Raw genomic sequence first — 17,330 nt, forward strand, 5'->3', positions numbered from 1 at the left:
ACTGGCCTTTTTATTTTATTTCTTCAAAATCAATATAATCTCCTTTGTCAACGTTTGCTTGCTTGGGAGGTGGTGGGGGTGGAGATGACTGCTGGTGATTTTCTTGTTGTCCGCCCCGTTGCTGTTCATATTGCTGACGCATATGCTCTTGCATATCGCTCATTTGCCTACGCACTTGTTTAGTAACTTTATACCCTGGAATGATCAAGTCAAACACTAGTTTATAAAGCAACCATGCAATAAATATAGATAACAAAAACTTCAACATAGTAGCGCAAAGTTAGCGGAATATCCTTTCCGTGCCCTTGAAAATCAGGATATTTTAAGGTTTCTTTAACTTTCCATCTCAACTAAAGACCCAGCAAAGCAGCAGTAGATAAAGCCTCTTTCTTATTGTATTGCCAGGTAAGTTTCCGGTAGTTCACCGCGTCAACAATTGTACCTATAAAACAAAATCCTAATGTAAAAACATAGATAATGCCCATCGCAATCTGGTTAAGGAGAAAGCGTTGAATACCTGCCACAGCTACAAATCCTATCAAGGTAAAAATCAGAATAGTTTGAGGGTCTTTCCGTTTGGATTGGTATACCTCCAGAAAGCGTTGCTTATTTTCTAGACTATAGTCTTTAGTAAGTTCCTGCAGCCAAAGGACTTCCTCCGTTTCAATTCCAGGGAGTGTAACAAATGAAAAATCGTTCATGGTAATGGATTTATGAGTGTTTAAAATCTGCATATTGCAAAATAGCCAGTTGTACGATCCGGTATCCTAACACCACTACTACCAGGGGGGATAACCAATGATGATGGAATGCCATCTCCCATTGCCCATGCAAAAAATAGTGAATACCATGCCCTAATCCACAACCCGGACAAAAGGAGAGGCCTGCCCTTTTCAGTAAACATAGGCTGTTGCCTTTTGCATTAGGGTTTATATAATAGAGCAGGATTAGGCCCAGCGGCCACACCATCAGTTCAATGTTAATTTTTTGCCAAAAACCAGTTTGCACATCAGATATTTTAAAAAACTATATGAATGATGGGAGCGCTTCTTGTACGAATATTTGCCTACAAGGTAAAAAATAGTTTTTCAATCAAAATAAAATCCTAATTTTGTGTGAGGAAAAATGATACTAACGAAGGGGACGAGATATTGTCCCCTTCGCGTTTTTTGTATGGCAAACGAACAAGTGATAAAAACTATCCGGGAAATAGCAGAAGGACTGCTTACAAATGATCCCGACAACTTTTTGGTAGACATCAGAATTAAGCCCACTAACAATATTAAGCTCTTTCTGGACGGGGATAAAGGGGTACCAGTAGCCACTCTGGTATCATTTAACCGTAAATTATATCCTTTGCTGGAGGCAGCAGAACTGTTCCCTAATAACGATTTTTCCCTGGAAGTATCTTCCCCGGGGCTAGACGAACCGCTCAAACTGCACAGACAATACCTCAAAAATATTGGACGCAAAGTAGAAGTAACCCTGCTGGATGGCTCCGTAAAGGAAGGCACCCTGCAATCCGTAACGGAAGAAAGTATTAACATTGAGGAACAAGTGGGTAAAAAGAAAGAAAAAAAATCAACTGATTTAAAACTTAATGAAATAAAGCACACAAAGGTGTGCATCGTGTTTTAAAATATAACAACTAAACATGGCTAGTATTAACCTGATTGAGTCATTCACCGAGTTCAAGGAGGCGGAAAACATTGACCGTCCTACATTGATGAAGGTCCTGGAAGATGTGTTCAAAACACTGCTGAGGAAAAAGTATGGCTCAGATGAGAATTTTGACGTGATTGTAAATACCGAAAAAGGTGACCTCGAAATATTACGCCGTCGCACCATCGTTACCGATGGAGAAGTAGAAGATGATAATGCACAGATCGCTTACTCTGAAGCCATTCTGGTAGAACCAGATTATCAGGTAGGCGAAGATTTATATGAAGAAGTAGAAATCATGGATTTCGGTCGTAGGGCCATCCTGGCGGCTAAGCAGACTTTATCTGCCCGTATCGGAGACCTGAAAAAGAACATCCTGGTAAAAAAATATGCAGACAAAGCTGGTGAAATTGTAAACGGTGAAGTGTACCAGGTTTGGAAAAAAGAAGTTTTATTGCTTGATGATGAAGGGAATGAGTTAATTTTGCCTAAATCAGAACAGATCCCCACAGATTATTTCAAAAAAGGGGAGAATGTAAGAGCGGTGGTAAAGAAAGTGGAAATGAAGAATAATGCACCACTCATCATTCTTTCCCGTACACATCCATCCTTCCTGGCTAAATTGCTGGAAATTGAGGTGCCTGAGATCTTTGACGGGCTTATTGTTATCAAGAAAATTGTTCGTGAACCAGGCGAAAGAGCCAAAGTTGCCGTAGAATCCTACGACGACCGTATTGACCCGGTAGGCGCCTGCGTAGGTATGAAAGGTAGCCGTATACATGGTATCGTCCGCGAACTCAGAAATGAAAACATTGACATTATTAACTATACGACCAACATCCAACTACTGATTCAGCGTTCCTTAACACCCGCCCGAATTAGCCGCATGGAAGTTGATAATGAAAACAAATACGCCTCCGTTTACCTTAACCCTGACCAGGTATCACTGGCCATCGGTAAAAAAGGCGTAAACATCAAATTGGCCTGCGAACTGACTGGTTATGAGATTGATGTATTCCGTGACGAAGCTCAGGAACAGTCTGAATTTGATATCGATCTGGAAGAATTCTCAGATGAAATCGAAGGATGGATTATAGATGAACTGAAGCGAATAGGTTGTGACACTGCCCGCAGCGTATTAGAGCTGACTGTTGAAGAACTGGTACGCCGTTCTGATTTAGAAGAAGAGACAGTGCAGGATGTAAGAAGAATATTACAGGAAGAGTTTGACAAAGAATAAAGCCGAGCCACAACCCTTCCCAGGTAAAGGCCTTATTAAAAAGGGAATTGATTTTTTCGAGTTATTGTTTAAACGTAAAAAAACATCCCGTTTGGAAGAAACGGGAAACAGGGGAGGCCCGAAATACGATATGCCTGAAACAACAAACAACACACCACGATTGCTGGCTGCAGCCAAAGAGTTTAATATTGGTAAGGAAACCCTCATCGATTTCCTTAGCAATAAAGGCTTCGATATGGGTGGCTTTGGTTCTCCCAATGCCCGCCTCACGGCTGTTATGTACTCAGCACTGCAGTCGGAATTCCAGCAGGACAAGGCTAACAAGCGTAAAAGCGACCAGATAGCCCTGCCCAAAGGAAGCGTGTTAGAAACAATGAAGAAGAAAGAGAAAGAGGAAGCGGAAGCGGCGGCTAAAAAGAATACTAATAAAGAAAAAGATGAGGTAGCACCTGCCCCAACGGCAGAAGCTCCTAAGCAGGAAACAAAACCTGAACCTCAACCGGAACCTGTGAAGGTAACCCCTAAACAGGAACCGCAACCACAGGCGGTGGTTACCCCTCCGCCTCCCGCCGTGGAAAAAGCTGAACCGAAGCCCGAACCACCCGTTGTTACAGCTCCCCCTGTTGCGGAAGTTCCAAAAGCACCGGCTACGCCTCCTCCAGCTGCACCAGACGTGGTAAAAACTGAAGCGCCCAAAATAAATGGGCCTAAAGTAATTACAACCATCGACCTGGATGCGCTCAATCGAAATAAAAAACCAATTGCTAAAAAACCAGAACAGGAAGAAATAGCCACTCCGCAACCCGAAGCAGTGAAACCTCCGGTAAAAGAAGAAAAACCGGAACCCGTTACACCCGCTCCTCCCGTTGCAGAAAAACAACCGGAACCAAAACCGGTTACGCCTGCTCCTGTGCCGGAAGCAACGGCTGCCCCAGTTGAAAAACCAACTGAAAAAGCCGAAAAAGCCGAGAAAATGGAACACGCACCTAAAGCAGATACCACCGCACCGGCTGAAATAGTAGCGAAAACAGATAAAACCGATACGACAGACAAAACGGAAAAAACGGAAAAAGCCGCACCGGTTGAAGATAAACCTGTAGTTAAAAAAGTGGAAGAAGTAATACAAGAGGCAAAACCGGCTGCAGCCAAAGAACCGGCGCAAATTCCTGTTAAACAAGTCGTAAAGACAGATTATCGCAAGCCCGCTACTGCCGAAAATACACCACCAACTCCGCCTCCGGCCACTCCGGCCCCAGACGAACAAGCTGGTGCTGTTATCGAAAACATACAGGCCGAAAAATTAACCGGCCCGAAAGTAATCGGCAAAATCGAACTGCCAGTGCAAGCTGACAGACGCGATAACAATAAAAATAACTTTAACAGGGACGAAAAACGCAAACGCAAGCGTATTATCGTGGAAAAGAAACCTGAACCTGTTCAGCCTAAAGATTTTAAGGAAGGCGATCGCAAAGAAGGCGGCGCTCCCGGCGAACACCGGCAGCACCAACCAGGAGGCGGTAACCGTCCTTATCACGGCGACAACCGCGGCGGACACCAACAAGGTGGCGGCGGTAACAGACCCCAAGGCGATAACCGCAATAACCACAACCGCCAACAAGGTGGTGGTGGCACCCATTCCGGAACCGGTGGCGGCGGCAACTATAACAGACCTGCCGGACAAGGCCAAGGCCAGGGTGGTAACTATAATAGACCCGGTGGCGGACAAGGTCAAAGCCAAGGTGGTAACAGACCAGGTGGTCAGCAAGGCGGCGGCGGTTATAACCGTCCCGGCGGCGGACAAGGTCAGGGCGGTAACCGGCAAGGCCAAGGCGGCAACTTTAACCGCCAGGGGCAAGGTGGCAACCACCATAACAGACCTGGTCAAGGTGGCCATCACCGCGGCGAAGACAGACGCACTGTTGAAGAAAAAGAAATCGATACTAACGAGATCCAGAATAAGATCAAGGAAACCATGGCCAAACTCCACGGAGGTGGCCGCGGTAAAAATGTAAAAGCCAAACACCGTAGAGAAAAACGCGAAGAAAGAGCTAGCCAGAAAATGGGCCAGGGAGAACAAAACAATATTCTCCAGGTAACAGAATTCGTTTCTGTAAGCGAACTCGCTAACCTTATGGATGTAAGCTTCGCCGAAGTAATCTCCAAATGTATGGGCCTCGGCATCATGGTGTCTATCAACCAACGTCTCGATGCGGAAGTAATAGAACTCGTAGCAGGTGAATTTGGCTATGAAGTGGAATTCATCGGCCTGGAAGATGCAGAGGAACATGAAGAAGATGATGAAGTAGATGATCCGGCAGATTTAACACCCCGTGCACCAATCGTTACCATCATGGGACACGTAGACCACGGTAAAACATCCTTGCTCGACTATATCCGGAATGCAAACGTGGTAGCAGGTGAAGCAGGTGGTATCACCCAACATATTGGTGCTTACCAGGTAACTACTGCCAGCGGTAAGAAGATTACCTTCCTCGATACCCCCGGTCACGAAGCGTTTACCGCGATGCGTGCCCGTGGTGCTAAAGCAGCAGATATCGCTGTTATCGTTATCGCTGCAGACGATGCAATCATGCCGCAAACAAGGGAAGCCATCTCCCACTCTCAAGCAGCTGGCCTGCCAATGGTTTTTGCCATCAACAAAGTGGATAAAGAAGGCTCCAACCCAGAAAAAATTAAAGAACAGCTGGCCGGTATGAACCTCCTGGTAGAAGACTGGGGCGGTAAATATCAAAGCCAGGAAATATCCGCAAAAAGCGGCCTGAATATCGACGTACTCCTCGAAAAAATATTGCTGGAAGCAGAACTGTTGGAACTGAAAGCCAACCCAGACCGCGAAGCATCCGGTAGTATCGTGGAAGCTACCCTCGATAAAGGACGTGGTTATGTGGCCTCCCTGCTGGTACAAAATGGTACACTCCGCCAAGGCGATACCATCGTGTCTGGCTCCTTCTTCGGTAAAATTAAAGCCATGTTCAACGAACGCGGCCTGAAAATGGACGAAGCAGGACCATCTATGCCTGTACAGGTGCTCGGTTTAAATGGTGCACCACAAGCCGGTGAGAAGTTCAAAATGTACTCAGACGAATCTGAAGCCAAAGAAGTGGCTAACCGCAGAGCACAAATCGTTCGTGAACAAGGTATCCGTACTAAGAAACATATCACCCTCGATGAAATCGGCCGCCGTCTTGCACTGGGTAACTTTAAACAACTCAACCTCATCATTAAAGCCGACTTTGATGGTTCCGTAGAAGCGTTGAGCGACTCCCTGCAAAAACTATCTACCGAAGAAATCGTTATCAGTATCGTACACAAAGCAGTAGGTCAGATCACAGAATCAGACGTATTGCTGGCTACCGCCTCCGATGCGATCATCCTCGGATTCCAGGTACGTCCTTCTTCTCAGGCTGCTAAACTCGCCGAAAAAGAAAATATCGAAATCCGTAACTACTCTATCATCTACGACGCGATCGATGAAATCAAGAGTGCCATGGAAGGTATGTTGGAACCGAAGATCGAAAAGAAAGTGGTGTGCAATGTACAGGTACGCGAAACCTACAAATTCGAAAAAGTTACGGTGGCAGGTTGCTTCGTTACCGATGGCAAGCTGACCAGAAACACCCGTATCAACGTAGTACGCGACGGTATCGTGGTATTCACCGGCGAACTCGCCTCCCTCAAACGTTATAAAGATGACGTGAAGGAAGTAGCCGCCAATATGGAATGTGGTTTGAGTATCCGTGGATATAGCGACCTCAGACCTAACGACCATATCGAAGGTTTCGAAGAAGTTGAAGTAAAAAGAACACTCTAAACAAATTTTTTAACTTGAAATAGATAGCGGGGAAAGTGTTTCCCCGCTTTTTTATTAGTAGCTAATAGTTAAAAGTCAGCGGCTTATCTAAACTTTTGTTAAATCCATCGACTTTCCCTATGCTACTGACTTTTAATTGGCTATTTTTGGTTTTTACCGCTTTTGTATGAAGAAACTTTTAGCATTATCCGCAGGAGCCTTGCTGCTTTGGCAAACTTCTACGGCCCAGCAAAAACTGGTGGCAGACAAAATTATCGGAGTAGTGGGAGATAAAATTATCCTCAAATCCGATATGGATGGCGCACTCAGCGATCAGCAGCACAATTCCCCGGACGGAACATTAATCCCGGATGCTGCCTGTAAAACCCTGGAAATGCTGATTTCCCAGAAAGTAATGGTGCTGCAGGCAGAACGCGATAGCTTACCTGTAAGCGATGGAGATGTTGAAGCACAAATGGAAAACCGTATCCGCTACTTCGAACAGATGTACGGTAGCAGGGAAAAAATGAAAGAAATTACTGGCTACTCCATCTATCAGCTTCGCGAACGTTTCCGCCAACCTATCAAAGAAGGCTTGCTCGCACAAGCTATGCGCAACAAGATCATAGACCCGGTAAAAGTAACACCGTCGGAAGTAAAACGCTTCTACGATGCTATTCCTAAAGACAGTCTCCATTTCTATGAATCCGAAATGGAAATAGGCACCATCGTATTGGAACCAAAAGCTACCCGCGAAATGGACCAATACGCAATAGACCGTCTCCTCGATTTCAAAAAACGGGTAGTCAATAAAGAATCAGATTTCGGCTCACTGGCGATGCTCTACTCAGAAGATCCCGGTGTAAAAGATAACAAAGGCATCTACGTATTAAACCGTAGCGATAAAAACTGGGACCCCGACTTCCTGGCGGCTTCATTCCGCTTGAAAGAAGGTGAAATCTCCTCCCCGGTAAAAGGGATCCATGGCTACCACCTGATCATGATGCTGAAACGTAGCGGCGATAACGTTACCGTACAACACATTCTGGTAAGGCCCGCTGTAACCAAATCCGACCTGGCCTCCAATACCCTCAAACTGGATTCTATCCGCAACATGATCCTGAAAGGTAAAATCACCTTTTCTGAAGCGGTAACCAAATACAGTGACGCTCCCAGCGCTAAGTTCGATAACGGCATGCTCCAGTCTAAAACCGGCGATGGTAGCACTTTCATCACCATCGACCAGCTCGATGATCCTGAAGAAAGAGATATCGTACTGATGCTGGATACCCTCAAACCAGGCCAAATCTCTGCTCCTATGCAGTTTACAGACGAAAACGGCCGTACCGCTGTACGTATCGTTTACCTGAAAACACGCACCCAGCCGCACAGAGAAAACCTGACCGACGACTACTCCCGCATTCAGCAACGCACCCTGGATATTAAACGCGCAGAAGCCATCAACAAATGGCTGATCGAAAAGATCCCGACGTTTTATGTGCACGTGGATGAAGAATATAAAAACTGTAATCATATCAGCCAGTGGATGGCATCCCTGGCAAAACAATAAAGTTATTGGCAAGTTTTAGCTGTGCACAGCTAACTGGCAGGAAAAGCGGAGATAAAGCGGTAAGCTGTTATCTCCGCTTTTTTAATGTGATTTTTGTGATGGATAAAAGGTAGCCTCCCCTTAATCTCCCTAATGATAAACGCATCCTCATTACGGTCTTCTGCACGTTATCACTGATAACAGCCTGCTGCTAAAGCATCTTACTTTCTGTTTTCCCCTTTTTTTGGCGTACCTTTGCGTCTTCAATTTTCTGCCATGAGTGATGCGATCAAACACGAATGCGGTCTGGCATTTATAAGATTAAGAAAGCCGTTTTCCTACTACCAACAAAAATATGGGACTGTTTTCTATGGGCTCAACAAACTATACCTGCTCATGGAAAAACAACACAACAGAGGACAGGATGGTGCCGGCCTGGCAACCGTTAAGCTAAATACGGAACCGGGCGTTCCCTTCATGCACCGCATGCGTAGTGCTGCCCCACAGGCAATAGGGGACATCTTCGGTAAAATACGCGACGAATATCAGGAGATAGAAAAATATCAACCGGAAATCACCAAATATCCGGGCCTGATGAAAGGACATGTACGCTTTCTCGGCGAACTACTGATGGGACACCTCCGTTATGCCACACAAGGCAAAAATAATGCGGAGCTTTGCCATCCTTTCGTACGCTATAATACTATTCCTGCCCGCAATCTGGCTATGGCAGGCAACTTCAACCTGGTAAATGCCGATGAGTTATTTAAATTTTCTCAGGCAGAGCCCGGCGAAGTACATAAAAACAGCGATCTCGCCGCTATGCTGGAAGTAGTACACCACTTCCTGGTAAAAGAAGATGCAGAAGGTACCCAGGATCTCGACATCAAAAAGATCTTGCAGCAGTCGTTTTCTATGTTCGACGGCGGCTATCATGCCTGCGGCCTGATTGGCTCCGGCGACGCCTTCGTAATCCGTGATGCACACGGCATCCGCCCTTCCTATTATTACATTAACGACGATGTGATCGTAGCCGCTTCTGAAAGAGCTGCTATCCGCACTACCTTTAATGTGGGCGAGAATGAAGTGCTGGAGTTGATGCCCGGTAATGCCCTTATTGTAAGAAATAACGGCGAATACATTATAGAACAGATCCTCGAACCCAAAGAACGTAAAGCCTGCAGCTTCGAAAGGATCTATTTCTCCCGCGGTAACGACGAAAAAATATACAAGGAACGTACTGCCCTGGGCCGTAACTTATCTGGTACCGTATTAAAGGCAATCGACAACGACCTGCGTAATACAATCTTCTCCTTTATTCCTAATACCGCAGAAGTAGCCTTCTACGGCCTGCTGAAAGGACTGGAAGATTATCTCAATAAAATCAAAATAGAACGTATACTCTCCTGGGGGAACGAGGTAGACCCGGAGAAACTCTCCGAAATGGTGAACCGCCGTATCCGGATCGATAAAATTGCGATCAAGGACGTGAAAATGCGTACGTTCATCACCGAAGACTCCAGCCGTAACGAAATGGTACAACACGTGTACGATATCACTTACGGTACTGTAAGACCCGGTGTCGACTCCCTCGTGGTGATCGACGATTCTATTGTGCGCGGTACTACCCTCAAAGAAAGTATTGTGAAAATGCTGGATCGCTTAGGCCCTAAAAAGATCATCATCGTGTCTTCCGCCCCTCAGATCCGCTACCCGGACTGCTATGGCATAGACATGAGTAAAATGGGCGACTTTGTAGCTTTCCAGGCAGCAATTGCCCTGTTGAAAGATCATGGCAAAGAACATATCCTGCAGGAAGCTTATGGCCTCTGTAATGAATTACAGCGCACCAATACCCTTCACGCCCAAAACGTAGTGAAGAACATCTATAAACCTTTTACACCGGAACAGATCTCTGCGAAAATTGCAGAAATACTAACGCCCCAAGGCATCGGCACTGAAATAGAAGTAATCTATCAATCTATCGAAAGCCTTCATGAAGCTTGTCCGAATAACCTGGGCGACTGGTACTTTACCGGCGATTACCCTACACCAGGCGGTAACCGGGTGGTAAATAAAGCCTTTATGAACTACATGGAAGGCAAAAACGAAAGAGGATATTAATAAGATGATATACCCTATGATCGGTTTTATTTAGGCCAACATAGGTAACAGATAAAACAGGTTGTTTCTCAAACAGAGACAACCTGTTTTATTTTACAGCCTGTGAATACATATCCAGTCCTGTGGCTTCGAAAGGCCTAACCACTTTTTAAAACCCTTATCAGGATCAACTTCTGAGGGATAAATACACGCAACACCGCCATCCCAAAGACGATAAGCCACATGTTTCCTTATGTTAATTTTGTCTTAAATCCACTATTCACATTGAACTGTATAATTCTAAGAAGTTAACTTCCTTTAAAATCTGTATTTTCGTTAACGTTAACTATCCGTTTTCAGCCCATGAAAACATTACTGCTTATACGTCATGCTAAATCCAGTTGGACTGATCCAGATGTGGACGATTTTGACCGGCCCCTGAACAAACGGGGGAAACAAAACGCTCCGGAGATGGCACAACGGCTCGTTTCCCGTGGAATGGTGCCGGAATTAATTATTTCCAGTCCCGCTAAACGTGCTAAAACAACGGCCAAGATGATGGCCAGCGAGTGGAAGTACCCTAAACAGGCCATCTTGCTGGAAGAAGAACTCTATCTCTGTTATGCAGCCACCTTCCTAAAAGTAATTACTAAAATAGATGATGATTTCGATGCCGTAGCCATCTTTGCGCACAACCCGGGCATTACTGATTTCGCCAATTATCTAACAGAAGAAATCAGGATAGATAATGTACCTACTACCGGTATTTTTGGTATACAGGCAGATACTGATAGCTGGAAAAATTTTGACCTGGCTAAGAAAAAATTCCTCTTTTTCGAATATCCCCGCAAAGACTAATCCTTCACTTTTTAGTCCTTTACAATTTTATTGTAGGAGGCAGTAATGCCTTTTATGAGGGAAGAACTAAAACCCTGGTGTTCCATTTCGTTTAGCCCTGCGATTGTGCAACCCTTAGGCGTAGTTACTTTATCAATTTCTTCTTCCGGATGGCGATTTTCCCGGATCAACAGTTCTGCAGCTCCTTTTACCGTTTGCGCTGCAATAAGGCTGGCAGTGCTTACATCAAACCCTATTTCAATACCTCCCTGAATATTGGCGCGGATAAAACGCAGGGCAAAGGCAATGCCACAAGCACCCAATACGGTGGCCGCATCCATCAGTTTCTCGTCGATGCTTACAGTAGCACCGAGTTGATCAAACATCGTTTTTATATAACGGATCTGGTCATCGGTGGCATGTTTATAGGCAATACAAGTAATCGCCTCCTGGATGGCAATAGCAGTATTAGGCATGGCACGCACTACCGGCATTCCAGGCAATACTTGTTCCAGGTCGCTGATACTTACCCCTGTTACTACGCTGATAAGAATGTGCTTTGCCGGGTCGAAAGATGCCTGGAACTCTTGCAACACCTCCCGTACATTGTAGGGCTTCAGTGCCACTACAATCACTTCGGCTTCACGGATGGCGGTAGCATTGTCTGTTAATACCCGCACTCCGGCATCCTGCAAGCCCACAAGCGTACTGATATTACGTTTGGTGACCGTAATATCACCGGCCTTTGAAAAACCACTCTTCAGCAATCCCTGGGCAATGGCCGACCCCAGATTTCCTCCACCTATTATGGCAATTTTTTTGGCTGACATAAAAATATGTTTTCGCGATAAATCCTATGAAAGGTATAACAAATGAGTCAGTCATACAAACGATCCTGATTCATTATCTTGCGCGGTATGGCATCACAAAAAGCAACCGCGTTTTACGCCAGAATAAAAGAAGCACACCTTACAGTCGGTACGGCAGAAAAGGTCCGCCTATATAAACAGATACTGGACATCCTTTTCCGGGAATTAACCGGCAATGAATACCGTACCTTTGGCAACTTGTTTGCCCGCATGCATTTTTTCTTCGACCGCAAAGTGGTGCCACCGGAGATACGGCAACCCCTCACGGCCCTGCGAATACTCACTAAGAACACCTCCCTGCAACTACAGGAAATAGAACACCTACTTTGTATCAAAGCCCTCACGGAAGCCGTTGCCTGGGCGTTTCAAACACCACCTCCTACAGCACTCACCCTCCTTTATACTACTGCCGGCGATCTAAAACTATCGGCTGCGAAACCTTCGCAAAGGGATCACTCAGCCCTGATCAAATGCATGGTAACCGCAGTAGGCCCACTTAACGTCAACACCCAGGGAAAATATACCTTGCTACTGGACGTTAAAAATGATGAGCTACAAGATTTCCAGATACAATTGGAGCAACTGGAATCAGTTACTATAACGTCTTTGCATCAGCTGCTCCGTCCTTACGATACCATTCATGTGTTTAATTGCCAGCCGGATGCCAATGGGCAATACCTCACTACCGCAGAAAGCCAGGTAGTGCTGGAGCCCGATCTACTCATAGATATCAGCGACCTGGCAGAATGTTTCACCCATAAAGGGCCTAACCGCTTATTATATCTTGTTAAAAAACTAACGCCACAGCCCTCCAGTCCTGCTGCATTCCGGGGAAACCTGGTAAATGCACTACTAGACGAAATGCTACGCAACCAGGATATCGATTTTAAAACCTCTTTTGTAGAAGCAGTAGCAGAAAATGTACTGCAGGCTGCCGCTTATGGCCGGGAAAAGATCAATGAAATGTTCCGGGACATCCGGCAATACCATTGGGGCAACCTGCACCAATCTGTACAAACATTCAGAGATAGGCCCGTAAGGATAGAGCCTACTTTTTTTTCTGCCAGATACGGCCTGCAAGGGCGTTTGGATCTAATGGCAGAAGATGACGCGGATCAGTACCGCAAAGAAATATTTGAGTTAAAAAGTGGGAAATGCCCAGACTACAACACCTGGAAAAATCATGAAATGCAGGTGGTAGGCTACAACCTATTACTACGTTCTGCCTTTGGCCGTCAGCGCAAAGGCGGCTCCGCCATCCTGTATTCTGCCGCAACCACGCATCCGCTAAGGGATGTAAGCAGTACACATCAAACGGAGAACGACCTGCTGCTATTGCGGAATGAAGTAGTATCCATGTTACTACGGCTGGCAGGAGGGGAGTTTGAAGTATTGTCTGCTATTACTGCGGCAGCGGCTCAGGGCTTGCCCCTTTTCAGTGCCATACATTTTTCAACCTACCAACAAGCCTGGCAAACAGCACCGCCTATCGCCAAAGCATACTACCACGAATTCCTCGCCTTTACCATCCGCGAATTCCTGCAGGCAAAATGCGGCATGTTCTCTGCAGTGAGCCGGGAAGAAGACGCAGATGGATTTGCGGCCCTGTGGCTACAGGAAGAAGAAGAAAAACGGTCGCGGTTCAATATTATCCCAGGTCTGCGCTTCCGGGAATTTGACGCGGAAAAAAGCGCTGTGTTATTTGATATAGTCGTTCCCGTTAACCACAACTTCCGTAAAGGAGATACCGCTATCATATATCCTCGCAGCGGCGCCAGGTTACAGCCTTTACAACAACAGCTCCTAAAAGGCAGAATAGAGGACCTGGGCAGGGAACATTTAAGCTTTTCCCTGAACAACCGGCAAATGACCCTCGATTTTTTCCGGCAGTTCAACGAATGGATCATTGAGCACGATATCTACGACTCCAACTACTGGATGGCTGCTGCTTCACTATTTTATATCCTATCCCCCCAATACCGGGAAAGGGCCGATATACTACTGGGACTTCATATGCCGCGTTGGCGCCCACTTTCACATCCGGTGCCAGTAATGCATAATACCAATCAGGAAAACATTGTACAACAAGCCCTCGAAGCAGAAGATTATTACCTGCTGCAAGGCCCTCCAGGCACAGGTAAAACATCTGCCTTACTCACTACGATAACAGGGGAGCTGGTAAAGCAAGGTCGACACGTGGTGATTGTAGCTTTTACCAATAAAGCAGTAGAAGAAATCTGCCAGAAACTAAAAAACCGGGAGATCCCGCACTTGCGCATGGGTGGCCGTTATGCTGAAGCTTCCCAAACCCTGAAACAATATTGCCTGAGTGGCTCCCTAGACCAGGCTCGCAACTACATTACCAGTCACCGTGTGTTTGTGGCCACTGTAGCTACTATGGCTACGCGGCTGGAACAATTGCTAATGATGGGCATCCCTGCCGATACCCTCATCGTAGATGAAGCCTCTCAACTTACTGAACCGCAGCTACTGGGGCTATTGATGCCTTTCCGTAAATTTATCCTGATTGGGGACCAAAACCAATTGCCGCCAGTGGTGGCCCAGGAGCCTTACTATTGCCAGGTAAAAGCACCCAGCCTGCAGGAAGCAGGTTTCTTTAACTTGCGGACCTCAATATTTGAACGGTTGATGCATCGTTGTAAAAGCCAGGGATGGCGCCATGCTGCCGGCATGCTCACTACCCATTTCAGGATGCATGAAAGCATTGCCTCACTGGTAAACCACTACTATGCAGGGCAACTACGCGTAGGCAGCCCTGAACAGCTGGCCGCATTCCAACTGTATCCTGCCCGCGAAAACAGGGGATGGGAAAGGGTGCTGTCGCTGGGTAGAAAGATATTTATCGGTAGCCCTTATGAAGCTACCTCCAAAATGAATAAAACGGAAGCCAAATGGGTGGTATCTATCCTTCAGCATTTGAAAACACACTATGGTACCGCTTTTAATAGCAATACAGTAGGAGTGGTAACACCCTGGCGCACCCAAATTAGTTTGATACGGGAAATGATTGCAGAAGAGAAAGATTTGCAAGATATTAACATCGATACAGTGGAACGTTTTCAGGGAGCTGAGAACGACGTGATCATTGTATCCCTTGCGGTATATCATACCGCCCAATTACATACGCTGCAAAGCCTGGGTTTATTTAGTTTGGATAACGAACAAATAGAAGTAGACCGGAAACTGCTTGTTACCATGTCGCGCGCGCGTAAGCAGATAATCCTGCTGGGTTATGAACCAGTGCTAAAAGAAAGTGCGCATTACCGGAAGGTATTGGAAGAGATGGTACAGGGAGCGCTTTAACGCCACTCACAGGAACAACTATGGCCATACTACCTAGTATGGCCACAGTTCAGACAACATCATATATGATCACTCCTGGTAAGCCAGGCTTTAATCCAACGTTACATGCCCCCAGTTTTCACCGCTTTTAATACGGTACAACTGCATTTCGCTGATATCAAACTGTTCAGCAATCTGTTTCATTGTTTTCTTACCGGGTTTATTCAGCAGACGTTTAATACTCTTCACCTTTGTAACATTCAGTTTCAATCCTTTTACCCGGTTACGCTGCTTTTCCTTATAGGCCAGCTTGGCAGGACTGCCTTGCTGATGCTCTTCCATTTCTTCTTTGGTAGCCCATCTGAGATTGGATGCTTTATTATTTTTCTTATCGTAATCAAGGTGAATTACATACTTATGTGCCCTTCCTCCCTTTTTGTTAAAAATCTTAGCCACCTCCCGGTGCAGATAGAGTGACTGGTAAGTGTCTGCGGGCTTCACGTTCAACACCGTATAGCCTTCCACGGTAGATCCCGTAAGCAGCTTACCATCTTCAATACTTTCATAATAACTGATCACTCTCCCCATATTAGATACAGCGTACTTTTTACGCAGGGCAGATTTGTTTTTAATCTGTAAGTCCTTCCAGACTTCATTTTTCAGATTTTTAATTGTGGTCATGTGAAAGTAATTTTTTATTTTTTATATTCTGGGGTTTATCCGTTTATCCGTAAACGTTACAACCGGCCATTTTATCATCAGCCGGCAGAAAATCGTGTGCAGCCAACTGGGAAACGGCCCTTTCGAATACATGATCTTTATATTGTAACACCACCGCGTCTAACACTTCCTCAATTTCAGCTAATGTATTGTAAGTTACTAATTGTTGCCTGAATTCTTTTATATGAGGCAATCCTTTGAGGTAATTGGTATAATGCCTACGCATTTCCAGGATACCCACCACTTCTCCTTTCCAGGAAACGGATTGGTGAAGATGCTTTTTACAAACCTCTACTCTTTCCAAAACAGTTGGCAGGGGCAAATGTTCGCCAGTGCTCATAAAATGCTTGATCTCCCTGAAAATCCATGGATAACCGATGGCCGCCCGGCCTATCATTACGCCATCTACACCATACTTCTGACGGGCTGCTATGGCCTGTTCTGGCGTACATATATCTCCGTTACCGAAGATAGGAATTTTGATACGGGGGTTGTTTTTTACCTTTCCAATCAAAGTCCAGTCTGCACTACCTTTATACATCTGGGTACGGGTACGGCCATGTATGGTCAGTGCCTGAATGCCCACATCCTGCAACCTTTCGGCTACCTCTTCTATGTTCTTGGTTTCTTCATCCCAACCAAGACGGGTTTTAATCGTAACAGGCAGTTTGGTTGCCTTTACCACCGCAGCAGTAAGCTTTACCATTTTAGGGATATCCTTCAGAATACCGGCGCCAGCGCCTTTACAAGCCACCTTTTTAACCGGACAACCAAAATTGATGTCCAACAAATCGGGATTTGTCGTTTCTACAATCTGTGCCGCCAGCGATAAAGACTCTTCATCACCACCGAAGATTTGTATCCCTACCGGGCGTTCATATTCAAAAATATCCAGTTTCTGACGGCTTTTGATGGCATCACGTATCAACCCCTCCGAAGATATGAACTCGGTATACATCAGATCGGCCCCGTTATCTTTACACACAGCACGGAAAGGAGGGTCGCTCACGTCTTCCATGGGCGCCAGCAATAAAGGGAATTCCCCTAATTCAATATTTCCTATCTTCACCATAATTTATATAACCACAGCTATTTTGGCCACAGTTATTATTTTAATGTTTTATATACTATTTCTATTACAAGCAGGATTTTTTTGCAGTGACAGCTTGTTTTAGCTGTTGTGATGATCAGTAAGTAAATAGATTCCTTTACTTCAAAACTGAATTTCGCGCTGTA

At 45.6% G+C, this 17,330-nt stretch carries 13 protein-coding genes; 7 read left to right on the forward strand and 6 right to left on the reverse strand.

What is annotated here, in order from left to right; genetic code table 11:
- Window positions 1–10: 10 nt before the first annotated feature.
- From ACDQ55_RS03305 to ACDQ55_RS03315, 3 genes are all read right to left on the reverse strand, one after another.
- Window positions 11–268 carry a DUF4834 family protein gene (locus tag ACDQ55_RS03305; RefSeq protein WP_420979661.1) on the reverse strand — a complete coding sequence of 86 codons (258 nt, stop codon included), beginning with the start codon at window positions 266–268 and terminating at the stop codon, window positions 11–13.
- A gap of 82 nt (window positions 269–350) precedes the next feature.
- Entirely contained in the window at window positions 351–701 is a 351-nt protein-coding gene (locus tag ACDQ55_RS03310; protein ID WP_420979663.1) for a TM2 domain-containing protein, read from the reverse strand.
- 10 nt (window positions 702–711) lie between these two features.
- Entirely contained in the window at window positions 712–1,008 is a 297-nt protein-coding gene (locus ACDQ55_RS03315; protein WP_420979664.1) for a DUF2752 domain-containing protein, read from the reverse strand.
- A 165-nt stretch (window positions 1,009–1,173) separates the two neighbouring features.
- On the opposite strand from ACDQ55_RS03315, the gene rimP reads away from it, so the two are divergent.
- From rimP to ACDQ55_RS03345, 6 genes are all read left to right on the forward strand, one after another.
- Window positions 1,174–1,638, forward strand: coding sequence for a ribosome maturation factor RimP (rimP, locus tag ACDQ55_RS03320; RefSeq protein ID WP_420979665.1), 465 nt, complete (start codon window positions 1,174–1,176; stop codon window positions 1,636–1,638).
- Window positions 1,639–1,654: 16 nt separating this feature from the next.
- On the forward strand, window positions 1,655–2,902 hold the full coding sequence (nusA, locus tag ACDQ55_RS03325; protein WP_420979666.1) for a transcription termination factor NusA: 1,248 nt from the start codon (window positions 1,655–1,657) through the stop codon (window positions 2,900–2,902).
- A complete protein-coding gene (gene infB, locus ACDQ55_RS03330; protein WP_420979668.1) occupies window positions 2,889–6,734 on the forward strand; it encodes a translation initiation factor IF-2 in 3,846 nt (1,281 codons plus the stop codon). Before nusA ends, infB begins: the two co-directional genes overlap by 14 nt.
- 166 nt (window positions 6,735–6,900) lie before the next feature.
- Window positions 6,901–8,283 (forward strand): peptidylprolyl isomerase, encoded by a 1,383-nt coding sequence (locus tag ACDQ55_RS03335; protein ID WP_420979670.1) that lies wholly within the window; start codon window positions 6,901–6,903, stop codon window positions 8,281–8,283.
- Between the two features lie 255 nt (window positions 8,284–8,538).
- Window positions 8,539–10,386, forward strand: coding sequence for an amidophosphoribosyltransferase (locus tag ACDQ55_RS03340; RefSeq protein WP_420979671.1), 1,848 nt, complete (start codon window positions 8,539–8,541; stop codon window positions 10,384–10,386).
- Between the two features lie 342 nt (window positions 10,387–10,728).
- On the forward strand, window positions 10,729–11,223 hold the full coding sequence (locus tag ACDQ55_RS03345; protein ID WP_420979672.1) for a SixA phosphatase family protein: 495 nt from the start codon (window positions 10,729–10,731) through the stop codon (window positions 11,221–11,223).
- Between the two features lie 11 nt (window positions 11,224–11,234).
- Here ACDQ55_RS03345 and proC read toward each other — a convergent pair whose 3' ends face one another.
- Window positions 11,235–12,032 (reverse strand): pyrroline-5-carboxylate reductase, encoded by a 798-nt coding sequence (gene proC / locus ACDQ55_RS03350; RefSeq protein WP_420979674.1) that lies wholly within the window; start codon window positions 12,030–12,032, stop codon window positions 11,235–11,237.
- Window positions 12,033–12,119: 87 nt separating this feature from the next.
- On the opposite strand from proC, the gene ACDQ55_RS03355 reads away from it, so the two are divergent.
- Complete coding sequence (locus ACDQ55_RS03355) at window positions 12,120–15,395, forward strand: DEAD/DEAH box helicase (protein WP_420979675.1); 3,276 nt, start codon at window positions 12,120–12,122, stop codon at window positions 15,393–15,395.
- A gap of 90 nt (window positions 15,396–15,485) precedes the next feature.
- On the opposite strand, the gene ACDQ55_RS03360 is transcribed toward ACDQ55_RS03355, so the two are convergent.
- Both ACDQ55_RS03360 and dusB read right to left on the reverse strand, forming a co-directional pair.
- Window positions 15,486–16,055 (reverse strand): helix-turn-helix domain-containing protein, encoded by a 570-nt coding sequence (locus ACDQ55_RS03360; protein WP_420979676.1) that lies wholly within the window; start codon window positions 16,053–16,055, stop codon window positions 15,486–15,488.
- A 43-nt stretch (window positions 16,056–16,098) separates the two neighbouring features.
- On the reverse strand, window positions 16,099–17,166 hold the full coding sequence (dusB, locus tag ACDQ55_RS03365; RefSeq protein WP_420979678.1) for a tRNA dihydrouridine synthase DusB: 1,068 nt from the start codon (window positions 17,164–17,166) through the stop codon (window positions 16,099–16,101).
- Window positions 17,167–17,330: the final 164 nt, after the last annotated feature.

Origin of the sequence: Chitinophaga sp. 30R24, assembly GCF_049056765.1 — a bacterium.
In the GTDB taxonomy this organism is placed as follows: Bacteria; Bacteroidota; Bacteroidia; order Chitinophagales; family Chitinophagaceae; genus Chitinophaga.

Excerpts from the sequence above, each read along its gene's own strand:
- ACDQ55_RS03305 (WP_420979661.1), bottom strand. The coding sequence starts at position 268 with ATGTTGAAGTTTTTGTTATCTATATTTATTGCATGGTTGCTTTATAAA.
- ACDQ55_RS03310 (WP_420979663.1), bottom strand. The coding sequence starts at position 701 with ATGAACGATTTTTCATTTGTTACACTCCCTGGAATTGAAACGGAGGAA.
- rimP (WP_420979665.1), top strand. The coding sequence starts at position 1,174 with ATGGCAAACGAACAAGTGATAAAAACTATCCGGGAAATAGCAGAAGGA.
- nusA (WP_420979666.1), top strand. The coding sequence starts at position 1,655 with ATGGCTAGTATTAACCTGATTGAGTCATTCACCGAGTTCAAGGAGGCG.
- ACDQ55_RS03335 (WP_420979670.1), top strand. The coding sequence starts at position 6,901 with ATGAAGAAACTTTTAGCATTATCCGCAGGAGCCTTGCTGCTTTGGCAA.
- ACDQ55_RS03340 (WP_420979671.1), top strand. The coding sequence starts at position 8,539 with ATGAGTGATGCGATCAAACACGAATGCGGTCTGGCATTTATAAGATTA.
- ACDQ55_RS03345 (WP_420979672.1), top strand. The coding sequence starts at position 10,729 with ATGAAAACATTACTGCTTATACGTCATGCTAAATCCAGTTGGACTGAT.
- proC (WP_420979674.1), bottom strand. The coding sequence starts at position 12,032 with ATGTCAGCCAAAAAAATTGCCATAATAGGTGGAGGAAATCTGGGGTCG.
- ACDQ55_RS03355 (WP_420979675.1), top strand. The coding sequence starts at position 12,120 with ATGGCATCACAAAAAGCAACCGCGTTTTACGCCAGAATAAAAGAAGCA.
- ACDQ55_RS03360 (WP_420979676.1), bottom strand. The coding sequence starts at position 16,055 with ATGACCACAATTAAAAATCTGAAAAATGAAGTCTGGAAGGACTTACAG.
- dusB (WP_420979678.1), bottom strand. The coding sequence starts at position 17,166 with ATGGTGAAGATAGGAAATATTGAATTAGGGGAATTCCCTTTATTGCTG.